Origin of the sequence: Enterococcus sp. C76 (assembly GCF_040886985.1) — a bacterium.
GTDB classification, from domain to species: domain Bacteria; phylum Bacillota; class Bacilli; order Lactobacillales; family Enterococcaceae; genus Enterococcus_B; species Enterococcus_B lactis.
On the sequence record NZ_JBFOEY010000006.1, the window covers coordinates 95,861 to 111,454 of the forward strand.

15 protein-coding genes are annotated in these 15,594 nt (G+C 38.2%); 14 read left to right on the forward strand and 1 reads right to left on the reverse strand.

Translation table 11 applies throughout. The annotated features are described in order from the left end of the window. Position 1: 1 nt before the first annotated feature. The 8 genes from AB3I00_RS09305 to AB3I00_RS09340 are packed head-to-tail and all read left to right on the forward strand — an operon-like array spanning position 2 to position 5,822. Entirely contained in the window at positions 2–256 is a 255-nt protein-coding gene (locus AB3I00_RS09305; RefSeq protein WP_368025098.1) for a hypothetical protein, read from the forward strand. A 12-nt stretch (positions 257–268) separates the two neighbouring features. Continuing rightward, positions 269–631, forward strand: coding sequence for a hypothetical protein (locus AB3I00_RS09310; RefSeq protein ID WP_065772571.1), 363 nt, complete (start codon positions 269–271; stop codon positions 629–631). Continuing rightward, positions 622–2,016, forward strand: coding sequence for a T7SS effector LXG polymorphic toxin (locus AB3I00_RS09315; protein ID WP_368025099.1), 1,395 nt, complete (start codon positions 622–624; stop codon positions 2,014–2,016). The genes AB3I00_RS09310 and AB3I00_RS09315 overlap by 10 nt, the downstream gene beginning before the upstream one ends. Next, the gene (locus AB3I00_RS09320) at positions 1,992–2,690 is read left to right on the forward strand and encodes a hypothetical protein (protein ID WP_368025100.1); all 699 of its coding nucleotides are present in this window, start codon (positions 1,992–1,994) and stop codon (positions 2,688–2,690) included. The genes AB3I00_RS09315 and AB3I00_RS09320 overlap by 25 nt, the downstream gene beginning before the upstream one ends. A 1-nt stretch (position 2,691) precedes the next feature. After that, on the forward strand, positions 2,692–3,018 hold the full coding sequence (locus AB3I00_RS09325) for a DUF4176 domain-containing protein (protein ID WP_368025101.1): 327 nt from the start codon (positions 2,692–2,694) through the stop codon (positions 3,016–3,018). A 41-nt stretch (positions 3,019–3,059) separates the two neighbouring features. Continuing rightward, a complete protein-coding gene (locus tag AB3I00_RS09330; protein ID WP_368025102.1) occupies positions 3,060–4,598 on the forward strand; it encodes a T7SS effector LXG polymorphic toxin in 1,539 nt (512 codons plus the stop codon). 5 nt (positions 4,599–4,603) lie between these two features. Continuing rightward, positions 4,604–5,497 (forward strand): DUF4176 domain-containing protein, encoded by an 894-nt coding sequence (locus AB3I00_RS09335; protein ID WP_242423128.1) that lies wholly within the window; start codon positions 4,604–4,606, stop codon positions 5,495–5,497. Then, positions 5,490–5,822: a DUF4176 domain-containing protein gene (locus tag AB3I00_RS09340; RefSeq protein WP_368025103.1), complete on the forward strand. Its 333-nt coding sequence runs from the start codon at positions 5,490–5,492 to the stop codon at positions 5,820–5,822. Before AB3I00_RS09335 ends, AB3I00_RS09340 begins: the two co-directional genes overlap by 8 nt. 295 nt (positions 5,823–6,117) lie before the next feature. Here AB3I00_RS09340 and AB3I00_RS09345 read toward each other — a convergent pair whose 3' ends face one another. Then, positions 6,118–7,278 (reverse strand): ROK family protein, encoded by a 1,161-nt coding sequence (locus AB3I00_RS09345; protein ID WP_368025104.1) that lies wholly within the window; start codon positions 7,276–7,278, stop codon positions 6,118–6,120. 221 nt (positions 7,279–7,499) lie between these two features. Here AB3I00_RS09345 and xylA point away from each other — a divergent pair, with 221 nt between their 5' ends. The 6 genes from xylA to xylB all read left to right on the forward strand — a co-directional run bounded on the left by xylA (position 7,500) and on the right by xylB (position 15,051). Further along, on the forward strand, positions 7,500–8,807 hold the full coding sequence (gene xylA / locus AB3I00_RS09350; protein WP_252707305.1) for a xylose isomerase: 1,308 nt from the start codon (positions 7,500–7,502) through the stop codon (positions 8,805–8,807). A 13-nt stretch (positions 8,808–8,820) separates the two neighbouring features. Continuing rightward, positions 8,821–10,431 (forward strand): glycoside hydrolase family 43 protein, encoded by a 1,611-nt coding sequence (locus AB3I00_RS09355; protein WP_368025105.1) that lies wholly within the window; start codon positions 8,821–8,823, stop codon positions 10,429–10,431. After that, positions 10,428–11,726 (forward strand): ABC transporter substrate-binding protein, encoded by a 1,299-nt coding sequence (locus AB3I00_RS09360; protein ID WP_368025106.1) that lies wholly within the window; start codon positions 10,428–10,430, stop codon positions 11,724–11,726. Before AB3I00_RS09355 ends, AB3I00_RS09360 begins: the two co-directional genes overlap by 4 nt. 40 nt (positions 11,727–11,766) lie before the next feature. Then, positions 11,767–12,681, forward strand: coding sequence for a carbohydrate ABC transporter permease (locus AB3I00_RS09365; RefSeq protein ID WP_368025107.1), 915 nt, complete (start codon positions 11,767–11,769; stop codon positions 12,679–12,681). Further along, on the forward strand, positions 12,674–13,507 hold the full coding sequence (locus AB3I00_RS09370; protein ID WP_002315855.1) for a carbohydrate ABC transporter permease: 834 nt from the start codon (positions 12,674–12,676) through the stop codon (positions 13,505–13,507). Before AB3I00_RS09365 ends, AB3I00_RS09370 begins: the two co-directional genes overlap by 8 nt. A gap of 62 nt (positions 13,508–13,569) precedes the next feature. Then, entirely contained in the window at positions 13,570–15,051 is a 1,482-nt protein-coding gene (xylB, locus tag AB3I00_RS09375) for a xylulokinase (RefSeq protein ID WP_368025108.1), read from the forward strand. Positions 15,052–15,594 lie beyond the last annotated feature (543 nt).

Sequence of the window (15,594 nt, forward strand, 5' to 3'; positions counted from 1 at the left end):
TATGGTAAAAATCGCTTCAAACCAAGGAGCAACTCAAGCAGCAGCTTCGGGGATAAATAAAGTATCTGTTAGCAGTGGGTACCAATGCACATTAGAAAAAAGTAATCTTTCTGGAATGAAAAAAGGAGCGCAAGTGAGCAACCAGATGCTAACGAATTTATCGAAACTTGTCGACTGTATCAATATACAAGCAAATAAATTTCCGAAATTAGCAGCTGCTATTGCATCACGAGATAGCCAGACAAAATTTAAATAAGAGGTTATTAATATGGAACAAACAAATAATTCTAAGTTAAGAACCGAATATAATCAAAAAATTATAGAAACAGAACAACAAATAGACGTATTGACCCATACAAAAAGACAATTACAAGATTTATCTGAGTTGCTAGAAGGTGACTTAGTGCGAGACTTGCGTAACTTACAAAACTTGAATCAAGAACTAGTTAGCGGTGGCAATAGAGAAGCTAGCTGGTTTCAAGAAGAGTTGACTGATAGGCAAAGGAAATTGAAACAATATTTACAACAAAAGAATCAAGAGTTCAACCAAGAATGCTTTAGTATGACAGAACAGTTAAACGAAGAACGAATACAATTTCAAGAGGAAAGGAATAAGCTTCCATGGGATTAATCTACTCCAGCAAAGACGCTTCAACTTTAAAAAGTTCGCTGTCTGCCAATCTATCCATCGCTCGAACGACTATCAGGCAACTGAATGCAGGAAGCCAACAACTGATCGCTGCCATTGATGGTCATACCTTGTCCGGAGCTGCCTACAATGCAGGAAAAGGGCTGTTTTCGGACTTGATCCTGCCGACGATCAAACGTGTGTCTAGCGCCATAGACACGATCCAACAGGAGCTGAACCAATTTTCAGCAGCCAACAGCTTCATTGCTAGTGAAGGCTATTTGGATGAAGAGAATCTGAAACAACAATTGACCATCTTACAACGCTCGAAAGCTTCATTGGAAAACGCAGCTCACACAGCAGGAGCCTTGGCCAATATCCCGCTCCCGACAATCGCGGAAATGTTAAGAAACCAGCAACAAGATTTCTTGAGAAGAGCCGAAAGCTATCAGCGAGATATCGTACGGATACAAAAGAAATTGAACCAGTTAAAAGAATTCGATGCAAAAACGAAGCATTTGTTTACAAGCAGTCTAGAAGAATTTGAACTTGCGATGCAAGCGGTGATGGTATTGAACAACACTACAGTCAATCGTGATGGTTCGTATGTATTGCCGAAAGGGATGGATAAAACATGGTTTAAAAAAATAAAAAATTCAGTAAAAAAAGAAGCTTCATCTTACGGAATAGAAGAGACAGTAAAAGACTTTCGGAAGGGGTTAACTCCAGCAGAATTCTCGAAAGAATCTTTAGGTAAATTTTTAGAAAAAACGGAAGAAAAAATATTAAAAGAAGGAAAAAATATAGGGAAATCTTGGGCAGCTAAATTGCGTCCAAGATCTGCTTTAGGAACTTTTGTAAAAGATACATTCAAACCGCGAAAATGGATGACAAGTAAATTAAGTTCTATGTCTAATTCTACCAGTAGTTATATAGGTAGTATCAGTAGAGTAGGAGGAAAAGCCCTAATAGTAGCTGGAGCGTATGGAGAGTTTAAAGAATTTAATAGCGAGCATAGAAATGTGGGTAGGGCGATAACTTATAGTGCTGTATCTACATCGCTAGGTTATGTAGGTGGAGTAGTTGGAGCAGCTGCAGCAAGTTCCGTTTCAGTGTATGCGGGTGCTGCAGCTACTGGATTTATAGCTACAGTTGGTGCCCCTGTAGTTGGAGCTGTTGTTGCAGGTGTTGCGATTTCTGTAGGTGTAAGCGCATTATATAAAAATTCAAAAGAATTTAAAAATGCTGTTGATACAATTGGAGATGGGATAAATGATATTGGTAAAAAAGTTAAAGAAGAAATAGCAGATGTAGGCAAAGCGTTTTCTAGTTCTTTAAAATCATTGAAAGGGGCATCTTGGTGGTGGAAAAGAGGAATAAATACTTAATTGAAGAAGCAGAGAGAATAGATCTTCGTTACTATAAAATTAAGGTGCATGGTAAATATTATATAATAGACTATTCGAATCCCAGAGATATTAGAAATTATTTTCCGGGGTTATTTCCAGAAGTGACTAGAAGTTGGAAATTATTTCCTGTTGAATCGATAACGTACTCGACAAGCTTAGATGATGCTAAAAAAGTGAGAGAGAGTAAAATACGTTGGGAGGTTGTTATTTTTTTAATATATTTATTCAATGTAATGTTTTTTCCAGATAAATATAATTTTTCAAGCCTAACATACAATTCTAATATTATTAAAAATTGGTTGTTAACTATAACTATTGTTTTTTTGGGTGCAATCGTTATTTTAGTAAGCTTATACACTAAAGGATCAACACATGTATTTATTACTAAAGAATATGTTTGGTTGAATAAAATAGAAAAGGACCATCAGAATTCCAAAGCAAGATTAAGTGTATTAATAATTTGTAAATGGTTTCTTTCGTATCTTGTATGTATAGTGATGTTTGGTCTTGTAGGCTTGGGTTCTTCCAGTTACTCTCAACTGTTTGTTTTTTTTATTATTCCCGTATACGGATTACTATTCAGTAAATTTATAACGTTTGAACCAATCAAAAGTAAAAATAAATATCAAATTTTAAAAGAAGAGAGGGAATAATATGTTACCAATCGGAAGTATAGTTTATTTATCAGAAGGAAATCAAAAAATTATGATTTTGAATCGAGGGCCGCTAGCAGAACAACATGGGAAAAAAGTCTTTTTTGACTATACGGGAGCGCTATATCCGCAAGGACTTGACCCTGAACAAGTGTATTATTTCAATGATGAAGATATTGATGAAGTTGTTTTTGAAGGATTCAAGGATGAGGATGAAGAACGTTTTGTAAAATTGTATAAAAAATGGGTAGCCAAGAATTCAAGAAAAATCAATCGGGGAAATGTAGATGTACCGAGTAGTATAGAAGATACGACTTATGGATTTTAAAAAAATGTTTATAGAAAAAATTAGAAGAAAGGAATCATCCCATGGGACTAATCTACTCCAGCAAAGACGCTTCAACTTTAAAAAGTTCGCTGTCTGCCAATCTATCCATCGCTCGAACGACTATCAGGCAACTGAATGCAGGAAGCCAACAACTGATCGCTGCCATTGATGGTCATACCTTGTCCGGAGCTGCCTACAATGCAGGAAAAGGGCTGTTTTCAGACTTGATCCTGCCAACCATCAAACGTGTGTCTAGTGCCATCGATACGATCCAACAGGAGCTGAACCAATTTTCAGCAGCCAACAGCTTCATTGCTAGTGAAGGCTATTTGGATGAAGAGAATCTGCAGCAACAATTGACCATCTTACAACGTTCGAAAGCTTCATTGGAAAACGCAGCTCACACAGCAGGAGCCTTGGCCAATATCCCGCTCCCGACAATCGCGGAAATGTTAAGAAACCAGCAACAAGATTTCTTGAGAAGAGCCGAAAGCTATCAGCGAGATATCGTACGGATACAAAAGAAATTGAACCAGTTAAAAGAATTCGATGCAAAAACGAAGCATTTGTTTACAAGCAGTCTAGAAGAATTTGAACTTGCGATGCAAGCGGTGATGGTGTTGAACAACACCACAGTCAATCGTGATGGTACGTATGTATTGCCGAAAGGGTTTGATAGAAGTTGGTTTGAGCAAATAAAACCAAATGCAAAAGAACAGATCGATGCATACAGCAGTAATGCTTTCCTGGAATTATATCAGCAAGTAGAAGAATTAATGAATCCATTGAAAAGTGGAAAAACAGAAAATATGAAACGATTAGATCAATTATTAGCACTATATCCAAAGGCATTGGTAGATAAATTAATGAAAAATGACGAATTTTGGATGCTTGCGGATAAGTTGCCTTCGAAAGCACAAACCAAGTTAATCAATGGATTAGCTAAATATGAATCATTTGGACAAGCTATAACCCAAGGAAAATGGATTCCTAAAATAGATACCCTTGGTAAAGGGTATCAATGGTTCAACAAAATGACGAATCCTATAAAAACTTATGTCAATGAAAGTTTGAAAAATTCTCAATTTATACAAGGAGCTAAGAATTGGGGAGTGGCGAAAGGATTAGGTTCAGCAGCCCAAATAGCGACCTATGCACAATTAGGTGTGACGTTTGTCTCGAGTGGAGTCAATGAATATGGAAAAACAGGTAGTATCGGCAAAGGAGTGATTGGCGGGGCGATTGATACCGTGAAAAGTATCGGACTGCTGGAGGGGATGACGATAGGAGGAGCTGTGGTAGGTCCATTTGGAGCGATTGTGGGTGGAACTATGGGTTTAATTAATAAAGGTGCCCAATTTTTATGGCCGAATATGTATGATGATATTAAAGATGGAGCTTATAAATTATATGATAAATCGATTAAAGTTGTAGATGATGTATCTAAAAAAGTGGGGAAAATAACAGAACAGAGTATTAACACAGTTGAACAGGTATATGATGATGTTCAACAAGTTGGAAAAACAATTGGAAAGGCACTATCTTCGGTTGAAATACTTAAGATTCGATTTAGTTGGTGATGGACATGAAAAAATTATTCAATGCAACCTTTGAGCAAAGCTTAAACTTATTAGACGATCAACTAGTTATGTATATGATAAAGGATACTGAAAAGAGATCATTATACAATGGAAAAAGAAAAATCTTATTAGTATTCATAGCTATCATTATGGTGGCTATTCAGTACGGGTTTGTATTAGCCACTGATTATGGAATGAATCATCCAGACAAAGACAGTTTTGTTCCAGCAGCCGAAGTAAATTTGTTGCCAAAAGCCATTTTTTGGATATTTTTATTTGGATACTTGTGTATATGGTTATATACAAGATATAAGAATGACAGAAATGTTAGCACAAAAATCTTTGTTACAATGAGTACCTGTAATAACTATTTACTTTGGTTACTATTAGAGGCAAATTTATTCTTCATTACTTTTTTTCTAAAGGCACTAAGTTTAATTGGAATGGGAATTTATTTAGCATTAATATGTATAATTGGATATATAGTTATCAAAAGTAAGATGAATTCTCTAAATAAGAATATGCTTGAAATGAAATTAAATGAAAAAAATAAAATAGATAACTTTATAGAGAAAATTATTCAATTAGTAATGAAATACGGTTGGATAATAGTCATAGTGGTTATTGTATGGAAGTTTTTCTTTCCTAGTGACGATGGGATAAAATCAGATATATTTGGTTTTGTAAGTGTTTTAGGTATGTGGTTTGCGTGTAATATAGGATTCATTGTAGCAGAAGCCTACTTATTCTTCCCATATCTATTACACGGTTATTACAAATATAAATATCCTGAAGAATATCGCGAATGGGAAGGCAAAACACAATTGGAATGGTACGGAGAGAAATATTTTAATAAGCATATAAAAGGTACAGAAAAAGAGGAGAGAGAAGATGACTAAAAAACAAGAATTATTACCATTAGGAAGCATCGTGTTATTGGAAGACGGATTACAGAAATTAGTAGTAGTAGGGCGAGGTGTGGTATACACAGATCAAGTGACTGGAAAAGATACCTTTGCAGATTATATGGCTGCCTTATATCCAACGGGCTTGAATCCAGAAACGACTATTTTCTTTAATCATGAAAACATCGATAAAGTAATATTCAAAGGATATTCGGATGAAGAAGAGGAACGATTTTTAGAGATATACCAAGAATGGAAAAACGACCTTGATTCTTCTGCAAAAAAAGAAAGCCAAGCGACTGAAACATTTGGTTTCTAATAGTTTTGCAAAATGTTTTAAAGAAAACAGTACTGCAATTCTTTCTAAAAAGAGGAAGGTTTCCTCTTTTTAGAAGTACATAGTAGGACTTCAAACATTAGAACAAATTACTAGCTGTTCAAATGAAAAACAATTATACCGCGAGAACATCCATTATGATCATTTGGGACGTAAAAGAATGCCATTCGATGAGGAATTAGGAGATAGCTAATTGGTTAATAGAAAAATAACATTCAATCAAAAAAAGGTCAGTCCTCATTAAAGCAAGACTGCCCTTTTTTTGATTATAGAAAAGTTATTTTTCTTTTCCCAACTTCAACTTCCGTATATTCAAGAAGTGCTGAGCAGTGACTGCCAAGGCACCGTATAAAATCGCATTGCCTTTCAAACGGGTGTTGCGTACCAAAATGTCTTTCGTAAACTGGCTTGTCAAGTTCGCATGGATTTGTTCGATCATTTGCGGATTTTTTTCGTAAAGCTTACTGTTGATGACGATCACATCTGGGTCATACATCATGATGATATTATTGATCCCGATGCTTAACAGGGCAGCGTTTTTCTTGAGTAGAGCTGTGGCATCTGTGTCTCCCTTTTTGACATAATCAGTCAAGATATCTGAGTTGACATAGTCTAACCCTTTTAACTGGGCGAATTCTTCATAAACAGCTTTGCTGGAAGCATATTGTTCCAAGCATCCTGAATTCCCACAAGGACAAGGCCGACCATCAGGGTATAAAATCGAGTGACCAAGTTCCCCAGCCTTTCCATGTTTACCGACTTGCAATTTCCCAGATGCCACGATCCCGCAGCCAATACCACTGTGTATACTAATACTTACAAGGTTTTGATAATGGGAAGAGAAGGTGTATTCTCCCAAAGCAGCCAAGTTTGCTTCGTTATGTAAGTAAACAGGAAAGTCATAATGATCAGCTAATTCTTTTTGTAAATCGATTTTGTGCAGATCATAATAGGGCGTAAAAATTGGATGGTCTTCGAAAACTACGCCGTGGATACCGATCGTCATCCCGACAATTCCATGTGGCGTTTCTGGCAAGTCTCTTATCAATTGATGGATTGACTCTTGAATGTGATCAAACACGTTTGTAGCATCAATCGTGATCCGACGCTTAGAGATCGAAGAGAGGACAGTGCCGTCGATATAAGAAAGCATTCCTTCTAAATAATTATAGCCAATATCAAAAGAAAGAGCTGTGGCAGATTGGGGATTGAAAGTCAACATGATCGGCTTTCTTCCTCCTGCAGTGGAGGCATCTCCGACACGGGTTTCAACAATCAGCTGATCATCTAGAAGTTTTTTAGTGATGTCTGACACAGATGCTTTGTTCAACCCTGTTGCAGTGGCTAATTCTGCGCGAAATACTTCTTTTTTGTCAATAATCGTTTTTAAAAGCGTTGCTTGGTTCAATTCGCGAATCGTATATTTACTTGAGATCATAGAAGTTCCTTTCTTGGTCCTCTGCTAGTAAAACCAACGTTATATGTTAAAGTATAGCGTGTCTTATTCCATTCGACAATGAAACATTTGTTATAAAAAAAGAATCAATTAAATGACAAATGAATTTTTTGAAAGCGCTTGACAAAGATAAAGAAAGTCGCTTATGATGCAATTGTAAATTAGTTTAGTGTACTAATCAACTAAAAACAAGGAGGAACAAGATGAGTTATTTTCCGATGATCAAAGAAGTAAAGTATGAAGGGCCAAGAACAGAAAATCCATTTGCTTATCGTCATTATGATCCTGAACAAGAAATTTTGGGGAAACCAATGAAAGAACATTTACGATTTGCAGCTGCTTACTGGCACACGATGACGCAAGACGGCTCTGATCCATTCGGCGACCCTGTGAATATTCGCTCTTGGGAAGGTGAGAATCCATTAGAAACAGCGAAAAACCGAGTAGAAGCATTTTTTGAACTTCTTGAAAAATTGCATATCGAATATTTTTGTTTCCATGATGTAGACATTGCTCCAGCTGGGGATTCTTTAGAAGAATTTTTCCAAAACATAGATACCATCACAGATTTGATCAAAGAAAAAATGGAACAGACTGGGATCAAGTTGCTTTGGAATACCGCCAATTTATTTTCACATCCGCGTTTTGTCCATGGAGCAGCTTCGTCAAGCAACGCAGAAGTTTTTGCTTATGCTGCAGCTCAAGTAAAGAAAGGATTAGATGTCAGTAAAAAGTTAAATGGAAAAAACTACGTCTTCTGGGGCGGACGAGAAGGTTATGAGTCTTTGCTGAACACAGATATGAAATTCGAACAGGACAATATTGCACGGTTATTCAAAATGGCGGTGGCATATGGTGAAAAAATCGAGCATAAACCGCAATTTTTGATCGAACCTAAGCCTAAAGAACCTTCGAAACATCAATATGACTTTGACGCTGCTACGACAATGGCATTTATCCAGAAATATGATTTATCAGGAGACTTCAAACTCAATCTTGAAGCAAATCATGCGACTTTGGCAGGCCACACCTTTGAACATGAATTGACTGTTGCCCGATGCTATGATGCTTTGGGATCAATCGATGCCAATCAAGGGGATCTTCTTCTAGGGTGGGATACAGATGAATTTCCAACCAATATTTATGACACGACGCTAGCCATGTACGAAATTTTGAAAAATGGCGGGATCGCACCAGGAGGAATCAACTTTGATTCGAAAGTACGACGTTCTTCCTTTGAGATGGAAGATCTGTTACTTGCGCATATTGCTGGAATGGATACCTTTGCACGAGGGTTGAAAGCTGCCGCCCGATTGATAGAAGAAGAGTTTTTCGAAACAATCAAAGAAAAACGTTATGCAAGCTATAAATCAGGTGTGGGAGAACGGATCGTCATGGATCAGGAAGATCTTGAAACACTGACGGAGTATGCTTTAGCACATGACCAAATAAAGAATGAATCAAGTCACTTAGAATGGATTAAGTCGCGTTTGAACGATTACCTAGTATAGAAAGGAATTCTTTATGATAAATAACCCGATTTTAACTGGATTCCATCCAGATCCTAGTGTTTGTCGTGTTGGGAAAGATTATTATATCGCTGTTTCTACTTTTGAATGGTTCCCAGGTGTCATGATCTATCATTCAAAGGATTTAAAACATTGGCACTTGGTAAGTACGCCTGTCAACCGAACAAGTCAGCTGAATATGTTAGGGAACCCGGATTCTGGAGGTGTCTGGGCTCCTGCTTTGAGTTATCACGATGGGAAATTCTGGCTGATCTATTCCGATGTCAAAGAATTGAGTGGTAGTTGGAAAGACGTGAACAATTATTTGATTACATGTGATACCATCGACGGAAAATGGACAGATCCAATCTATTTGAATAGCTCAGGATTCGATCCTTCCTTGTTCCATGAGGAAGATGGGAAAAAGTACTTGGTCAATATGGTTTGGGATTATCGTCCTACTCGTCATTCTTTCTATGGAATCGCCCTTCAAGAATATTCACCAGAAGAAAGAAAATTGATTGGTCCATCAAAGATCATCTTTAAAGGGACGAATCGAAAATTGACAGAAGCACCTCATCTTTATAAAATCAACGGCTATTACTATTTACTGACTGCAGAAGGTGGCACGAAGTATGAACATGCGGCAACCATTGCCCGATCAAAGAAAATCGAGGGTCCGTACGAAATCCATCCAGAGAATCCGTTGATTACTTCTTGGTCATATCTCGAACTGCCTTTGCAAAAAGCAGGTCATGGGTCGTTCGTTCAGACACATACAGATGAATGGTATTTTGTCCATTTGACAGCTAGACCACTAAAATACAAAGAAACACCGCTTTTAGAAAACAGAGGGTATTGCCCCTTAGGAAGGGAAACTGCGATCCAAAAAATAGAGTGGAAGGGGGGATGGCCGTATATAACTGGAGGGAATTTTCCAAAAAATAGAGTGGAAAGCCCGTCCATACCAGAACAGATGTGGGAAAAAACACCTATCAAAGAATCATTCGATCAAGAACAGCTCCCTCTGCATTTTCAAACATTAAGGATTCCCTTTACCGAAGAAATCGGTAGTTTGACTGAGCGGAAAGGTTATTTGAGACTGTTTGGTCGAGAATCATTCCATTCGCTGTTCACCAAATCTTTAGTTGCTAGACGATGGCAGCATTTTTCATTTGAAGCCGTGACGAAAGTAGAATGTTCACCTGAGAATTTTATGCAACTAGCAGGAATGACGAATTATTACAATACTAAGAACTGGTCAAGCATCCATCTCACACATGATGAAGAGAAGGGACGGGTCATCGCTCTTTTAGATTGTGACAATGGACAATTATGTGAACCAGTCGGAATTATCCCCACACCCGATAATGTAAGCGCTATATATTTAAAAACTATTGTTTCTTATGAGACATATCATTATTCTTATTCATTCGACGGGAAAGTATGGATAGACGTTGGTCATACTTTTGATAGCTTAAAACTTTCCGATGATTATACTGCTGAAACCCAAGAAGGATTTTTCACGGGAGCATTTGTCGGTATGTTTGCCATCGATACTTCCGGCACAAGACTGGCTGCAGATTTTGATTTCTTTTCGTATGAAGAAAAAGGAGGGAAGCCATGAAACAATGGAAGAAGCTGAGTGTCGCTTTATTAGGAGTCAGTCTGATAGGCGTACTAACTGCTTGTGGAACGAGCTCTGAACGTTCTTCAGAAGACAATTTAGAATTGACTGTGTGGACGTTCACAGACGAACTTTCGACGATGATTAATGAGTATTATTTGCCAGCTCATGAATCTTTGGATTACGAGATAAAGATCGTAGAGATTCCTTCTGATCAATTTGAGACAAAATTAGATCCAGTGTTAGGAACAAGAAATGCGCCTGATGTCATTGCCTTAGAATCTGCGTTCGTAAAGAAGTATGTCGAATCGGGATTGATGGCTGATCTAGGAGAATACGGTCTGGAAGAAGCGGTAAGTGATACCTACTTATATGTCAAGGATGTCGGAACTAGCAGAGAAGGGACTTTACATGCTTTAGCTTGGCAAGCAGCGCCTGGCGGATTTTATTATCGTGCTTCTCTAGCAGAATCACTTTTAGGGATTACAGATGCAGACCAGATGCAAGAGCAAATAGGGGATTACGAGAAATTTTATGAAGTGGCAAAAGAAATCAAAGAAAACAGTGGTGGGACTGTCCAGATGATCTCCAGTGTCCAAGACTTAGCAAAACCATTTTTTGGCATGCGGGAATCAGGATGGGTGGAAGATGAAAAGCTAATCATCGATGATAAACTTCATGAATTAATGGATATTTCACGGCGATTTGTTGAAGAAGATTTGACGAAAGATACAGAAGGTCAATCAGAAGCATGGTTTGCTGGAATGAATGGCGAGACAGACTTTGGATATAGTCTGCCTACATGGGGATTACATTATTGGTTGAAACAAAATGCTACTTCGGCAGACGGCTCTAGAACAACAGAAGGGGATTGGCGGATGATCCAAGGACCTTCTTCTTGGTTTTGGGGTGGTACATGGATCGGTGCCACGGACACCTCAGAAATGAAAGAAGAAGCGGCAGCGCTGATCCAATATCTAACTACTGACCCAGAATTTTTGGAACAATGGGCAAAAGATACGGGAGACTTTGTATCGAATGAACAGGTAGTAGAAGCAATCAAATCGTCTTACCAGGAAGACTTTCTGGGCGGGCAAAACCATTATGATGAATTTTCTGAAATGGTCCAATCAATCAATGCAAAAATTCTGACTGAATATGATCAAACAATCGAAACGTTGTTTATCGACCATTGCTTGACACCTTATTCTAAAGGAGAGACGGACAAAGAATCGGCTATCCAAAATTTCAAAGATGCCGTAGCGAATGCTTATCCTGATTTAGAAATCGATTAGCTGGGACAGTTGTCTAAAAGGTACAAGAAAGGAGATTCGAGTGAAAAAAGCTAGATTTGAGCGCTACAATCGTTATGGTTTATTATTCATTGCCCCATTTTTCTTAGCATTTCTAGTATTTCAGCTTTATCCAATCTTCTATACTATTTTTTTAAGCTTCACAGATTTGAAAGGATGGAATACAGAAGCCTCGATCGTCGGTTTCGAAAACTATGTCAATCTTTTGAACAATGCATTGTTCCTTCAATCAATCAGAAACACGTTGATTCTTTGGGGTGTGAATTTTGTCCCTCAGATTACGTTGGCGCTCCTTTTGGCTGCTTGGTTTACAAATCTCAAATTGAAGTTGAAGGGGACAGGTTTCTTTAAAATCATTTTCTATTTGCCAAACATTATTACAGCAGCGTCTGTAGCCGTTCTATTTTTTGCATTGTTCAGCTTTCCGATGGGGCCGATGAATTTGGTCCTGACTCATTTAGGCGTGTTGGAGCGACCGTTTGATTTTTTCCGAAGTGTGACAAGTACACGCTTGATTGTCTCTTTTATTCAGTTTTGGATGTGGTATGGGCAGACAACGATTGTACTTGTTTCAGGGATATTAAGTATTGATCAGTCACTTTTCGAATCTGCCATGGTTGATGGCGCAAGTGATGCTCAGATTTTTCGAAAGATCACGTTGCCGTTATTGAAACCTATCATGCTGTATACTTTAGTGACGTCATTGATCGGGGGTCTGCAGATGTTCGATATCCCGTTTTTATTGACTAACGGAAATCCTGACAATAGTGTCAATACGATCACGATGTTCATCTACAAACAAGCGTTTACTGGTAGTCGGAATTTTCAGATTGCTGCGACAGCTTCAGTCATTTTGTTAGGGATGTCGATTCTTTTGAGTACATTGCTTTTCCGGTTTTTCCAAGAAAAGAGCAAAGTGAGGGGAAGAAATGGATAAACACTATCGGTTGCAACGTCTGCTGATTTATGGATTCATGTTGTTACTTACGTTTTTGAGTATTTTTCCCTTTTGGGTCGTTCTGGTGAATTCCACACGTTCAGCAGAGCAAATACAACAAGGGCTATCCTTACTTCCGGGAACACAGTTAGCAGCGAATTGGCATGTTTTGAGGAATAAAGGATTCGATGTGTTCAACGGATTCCAAAATAGTTTGGTGATCTCAGCTGGTGCTACGTTATTGAATGTCTATTTCTCTGCCTTGACTGCTTACGGATTGATTGCTTATCGCTTCAAAGGAAAAAGACTTGCTTTTGCCGTTATTCTTGGTTTGATCATGATTCCTCAGCAGATCAGCATGATTGGTTTTTATCAATTTATGAATCGGTTGGATTTGCTGAATAGCTATATTCCATTGATCTTTCCAGCGATTGCATCGCCTACGACTGTCTTCTTTTTAAAACAATATCTGGAGACTGTTTATCATTCCGATTTGGCAGATTCAGCGCGTTTAGATGGTGCAGGAGAGCTGAAGATTTTCCATAAAGTGATGCTTCCTTTGATGAAACCGGGATTAGCGACGATGGCTATATTTTCATTCGTGACTACTTGGAACAATTTTTTGATGCCGCTGATCTTGATCAACGATACTGACAAATTTACCTTGCCGATGTTGATCCAGCTGTTAAAAACCGATGTCTATCGTACAGAATTCGGCAGTATGTATCTAGGGATTTCTCTCAGTATCGCACCGCTTCTGCTGATTTATCTGTTTTTATCGAAGTACATTATAGGTGGCGTGACTGCAGGTGGGATCAAAGAATAGGAAAAACGGACATTGTCAGCAATCGTTTTTGATAGGATAATAAAAACAAGGCAGGTGGTTAAATGTATATTTTAGGTATTGATCTAGGAACTAGTTCATTGAAGGGATTAGTAATGGATAGGAATGGGACGATCCAGGGTGCGGCGAGCGAAGACTATCCGTTGCTACAACCAGAAGCTGGATTTAGTGAACAAGAACCTAAAGACTGGATCCAAGCTTGTGGTCAAGTGATCGAAGAATTAGCTGAAAAAGTGCCTGATTTTACTCAAAAAATAGAAGGAATCAGTTTTTCTGGTCAAATGCACAGTTTAGTCGTACTAGATGAAGCGAACCAACCGTTAAGAAATGCGATTTTATGGAATGATGTGCGTACAACCAAAGAATGTGAAGAAATAATGGAAAACTTTGGTGATCGATTACTTGAGATTACCAATAATCGCACATTAGAAGGTTTTACGTTGCCTAAAATGCTATGGCTTCAAGAAAATGAGCCGGAATTATGGGCAAATGTTCGTCATGTTTTATTGCCGAAAGATTACCTTGGGTTTTGGCTGACAGGAAACCAGCAGATGGATTATTCAGATGCTGCAGGTACGTTATTACTTGATATGGAAAGAAAAACATGGTCTGAGGAGCTCTTACAGACTTTCCATATCTCTCCTAAAATATTGCCTCCGCTTGTATCTTCTACTACTTGCATTGGATCGGTACGCAAAGAACTAGCAGAACAATTTGGTTTTCACAAAGAAGTAAAGGTATTTGCTGGCGGAGCAGACAATGCATGTGCTGCTTTAGGTGCTGGGATCATCCAAGATGGCGCAGCTATGGTCAGTATTGGAACCTCAGGAGTATTTTTGTCTTATGAGAAAAATAACCAAAAATCTTATGAAGGCAAACTTCATTTATTCCATCATGCAATAAATGATGCTTATTATTCTATGGGAGTGACATTAGCTGCGGGACACAGTCTCAATTGGTTCAAAAAGACTTTTGCCAAAGGACTTTCTTTTGACGAACTGCTGCAAGGAATCGAAAAGATCGAGCCAGGTTCAAATGGATTATTGTTTACACCCTATCTCTCAGGGGAACGAACACCGTACGCCGATAGCCAGATACGGGGGAGTTTCATTGGTATGGATACTCGACATACACTTAGCCATTTTACCCGAGCGGTGTTGGAAGGGATCACTTTTTCATTGAAAGATTCGCAACAGTTGATGGAAGAACTAGCGGGTCGCAGATTTACACGTATTGTTTCGGTGGGAGGAGGCGCAAAAAATCTTGCATGGCTACAAATCCAAGCAGATATTTTTGATGCAACGATCTATTGTTTAAGTGTGGAGGAAGGACCTGCATTAGGCGCAACAATGATTGCTGCACTAGGATTAGGGTGGTTCGATACACCTGAAAGCTGTTGTCAGTTTTTTATCCAATATACAGATGCAGTGGAACCTCTCTCACAAAATGTAGAAAAGTATCGCAAAATCTATCAACAATACCGAAAAATCTATCCAGCAACGAAGGAAATCTGTCATAACTTATAAATTATAAAACAGAAGGGCTGTGACAAAAGTTTTGTCACAGTCTCTTCTTCTTATTTCTTGAATCTGACCACTTCTGTCACAATCTTTTCCATCTTCTTTACTTCAACCTTGGTTCAATTCTTTTCATCTCAGCAATCAATGCTTTTCTGCGCGGATATTTTTCTCGAAGTTCTTTGGTCAACAATTTAGCTGTCACAAGTCCGTTTGGCAAGCTAGCCATTTTTTCTATTTGGTTGCCAAGTTTTTGGTATTCCAATTTTGTCGCAAAATTAGCTACGTTTTGACGTAATTCAAATTCATATTTTTGTAATAACTGTTTAGGACAATAGTTTTTCAAGATATCAAAGTACCGATCGACCATGATCAATCTGTCTGTACTTTTTACATAATCCCACAATAAATCATAACAACCTTCTGCTGCATAAAAACGATCCACATTTTTATGATATTTAAGAGCTGAAAACAGTTCATTACGTATGATCGGCCATGTTTCAGGTGGACATGCGTTTTTTAGTTTTTCCAATGTAGGGAAGTGGATACTGT

Coding starts and splice junctions, on each gene's coding strand:
- AB3I00_RS09305 (WP_368025098.1), top strand. CDS start 2: ATGGTAAAAATCGCTTCAAACCAAGGAGCAACTCAAGCAGCAGCTTCG.
- AB3I00_RS09310 (WP_065772571.1), top strand. CDS start 269: ATGGAACAAACAAATAATTCTAAGTTAAGAACCGAATATAATCAAAAA.
- AB3I00_RS09315 (WP_368025099.1), top strand. CDS start 622: ATGGGATTAATCTACTCCAGCAAAGACGCTTCAACTTTAAAAAGTTCG.
- AB3I00_RS09325 (WP_368025101.1), top strand. CDS start 2,692: ATGTTACCAATCGGAAGTATAGTTTATTTATCAGAAGGAAATCAAAAA.
- AB3I00_RS09330 (WP_368025102.1), top strand. CDS start 3,060: ATGGGACTAATCTACTCCAGCAAAGACGCTTCAACTTTAAAAAGTTCG.
- AB3I00_RS09335 (WP_242423128.1), top strand. CDS start 4,604: ATGAAAAAATTATTCAATGCAACCTTTGAGCAAAGCTTAAACTTATTA.
- AB3I00_RS09340 (WP_368025103.1), top strand. CDS start 5,490: ATGACTAAAAAACAAGAATTATTACCATTAGGAAGCATCGTGTTATTG.
- AB3I00_RS09345 (WP_368025104.1), bottom strand. CDS start 7,278: ATGATCTCAAGTAAATATACGATTCGCGAATTGAACCAAGCAACGCTT.
- xylA (WP_252707305.1), top strand. CDS start 7,500: ATGAGTTATTTTCCGATGATCAAAGAAGTAAAGTATGAAGGGCCAAGA.
- AB3I00_RS09355 (WP_368025105.1), top strand. CDS start 8,821: ATGATAAATAACCCGATTTTAACTGGATTCCATCCAGATCCTAGTGTT.
- AB3I00_RS09360 (WP_368025106.1), top strand. CDS start 10,428: ATGAAACAATGGAAGAAGCTGAGTGTCGCTTTATTAGGAGTCAGTCTG.
- AB3I00_RS09370 (WP_002315855.1), top strand. CDS start 12,674: ATGGATAAACACTATCGGTTGCAACGTCTGCTGATTTATGGATTCATG.
- xylB (WP_368025108.1), top strand. CDS start 13,570: ATGTATATTTTAGGTATTGATCTAGGAACTAGTTCATTGAAGGGATTA.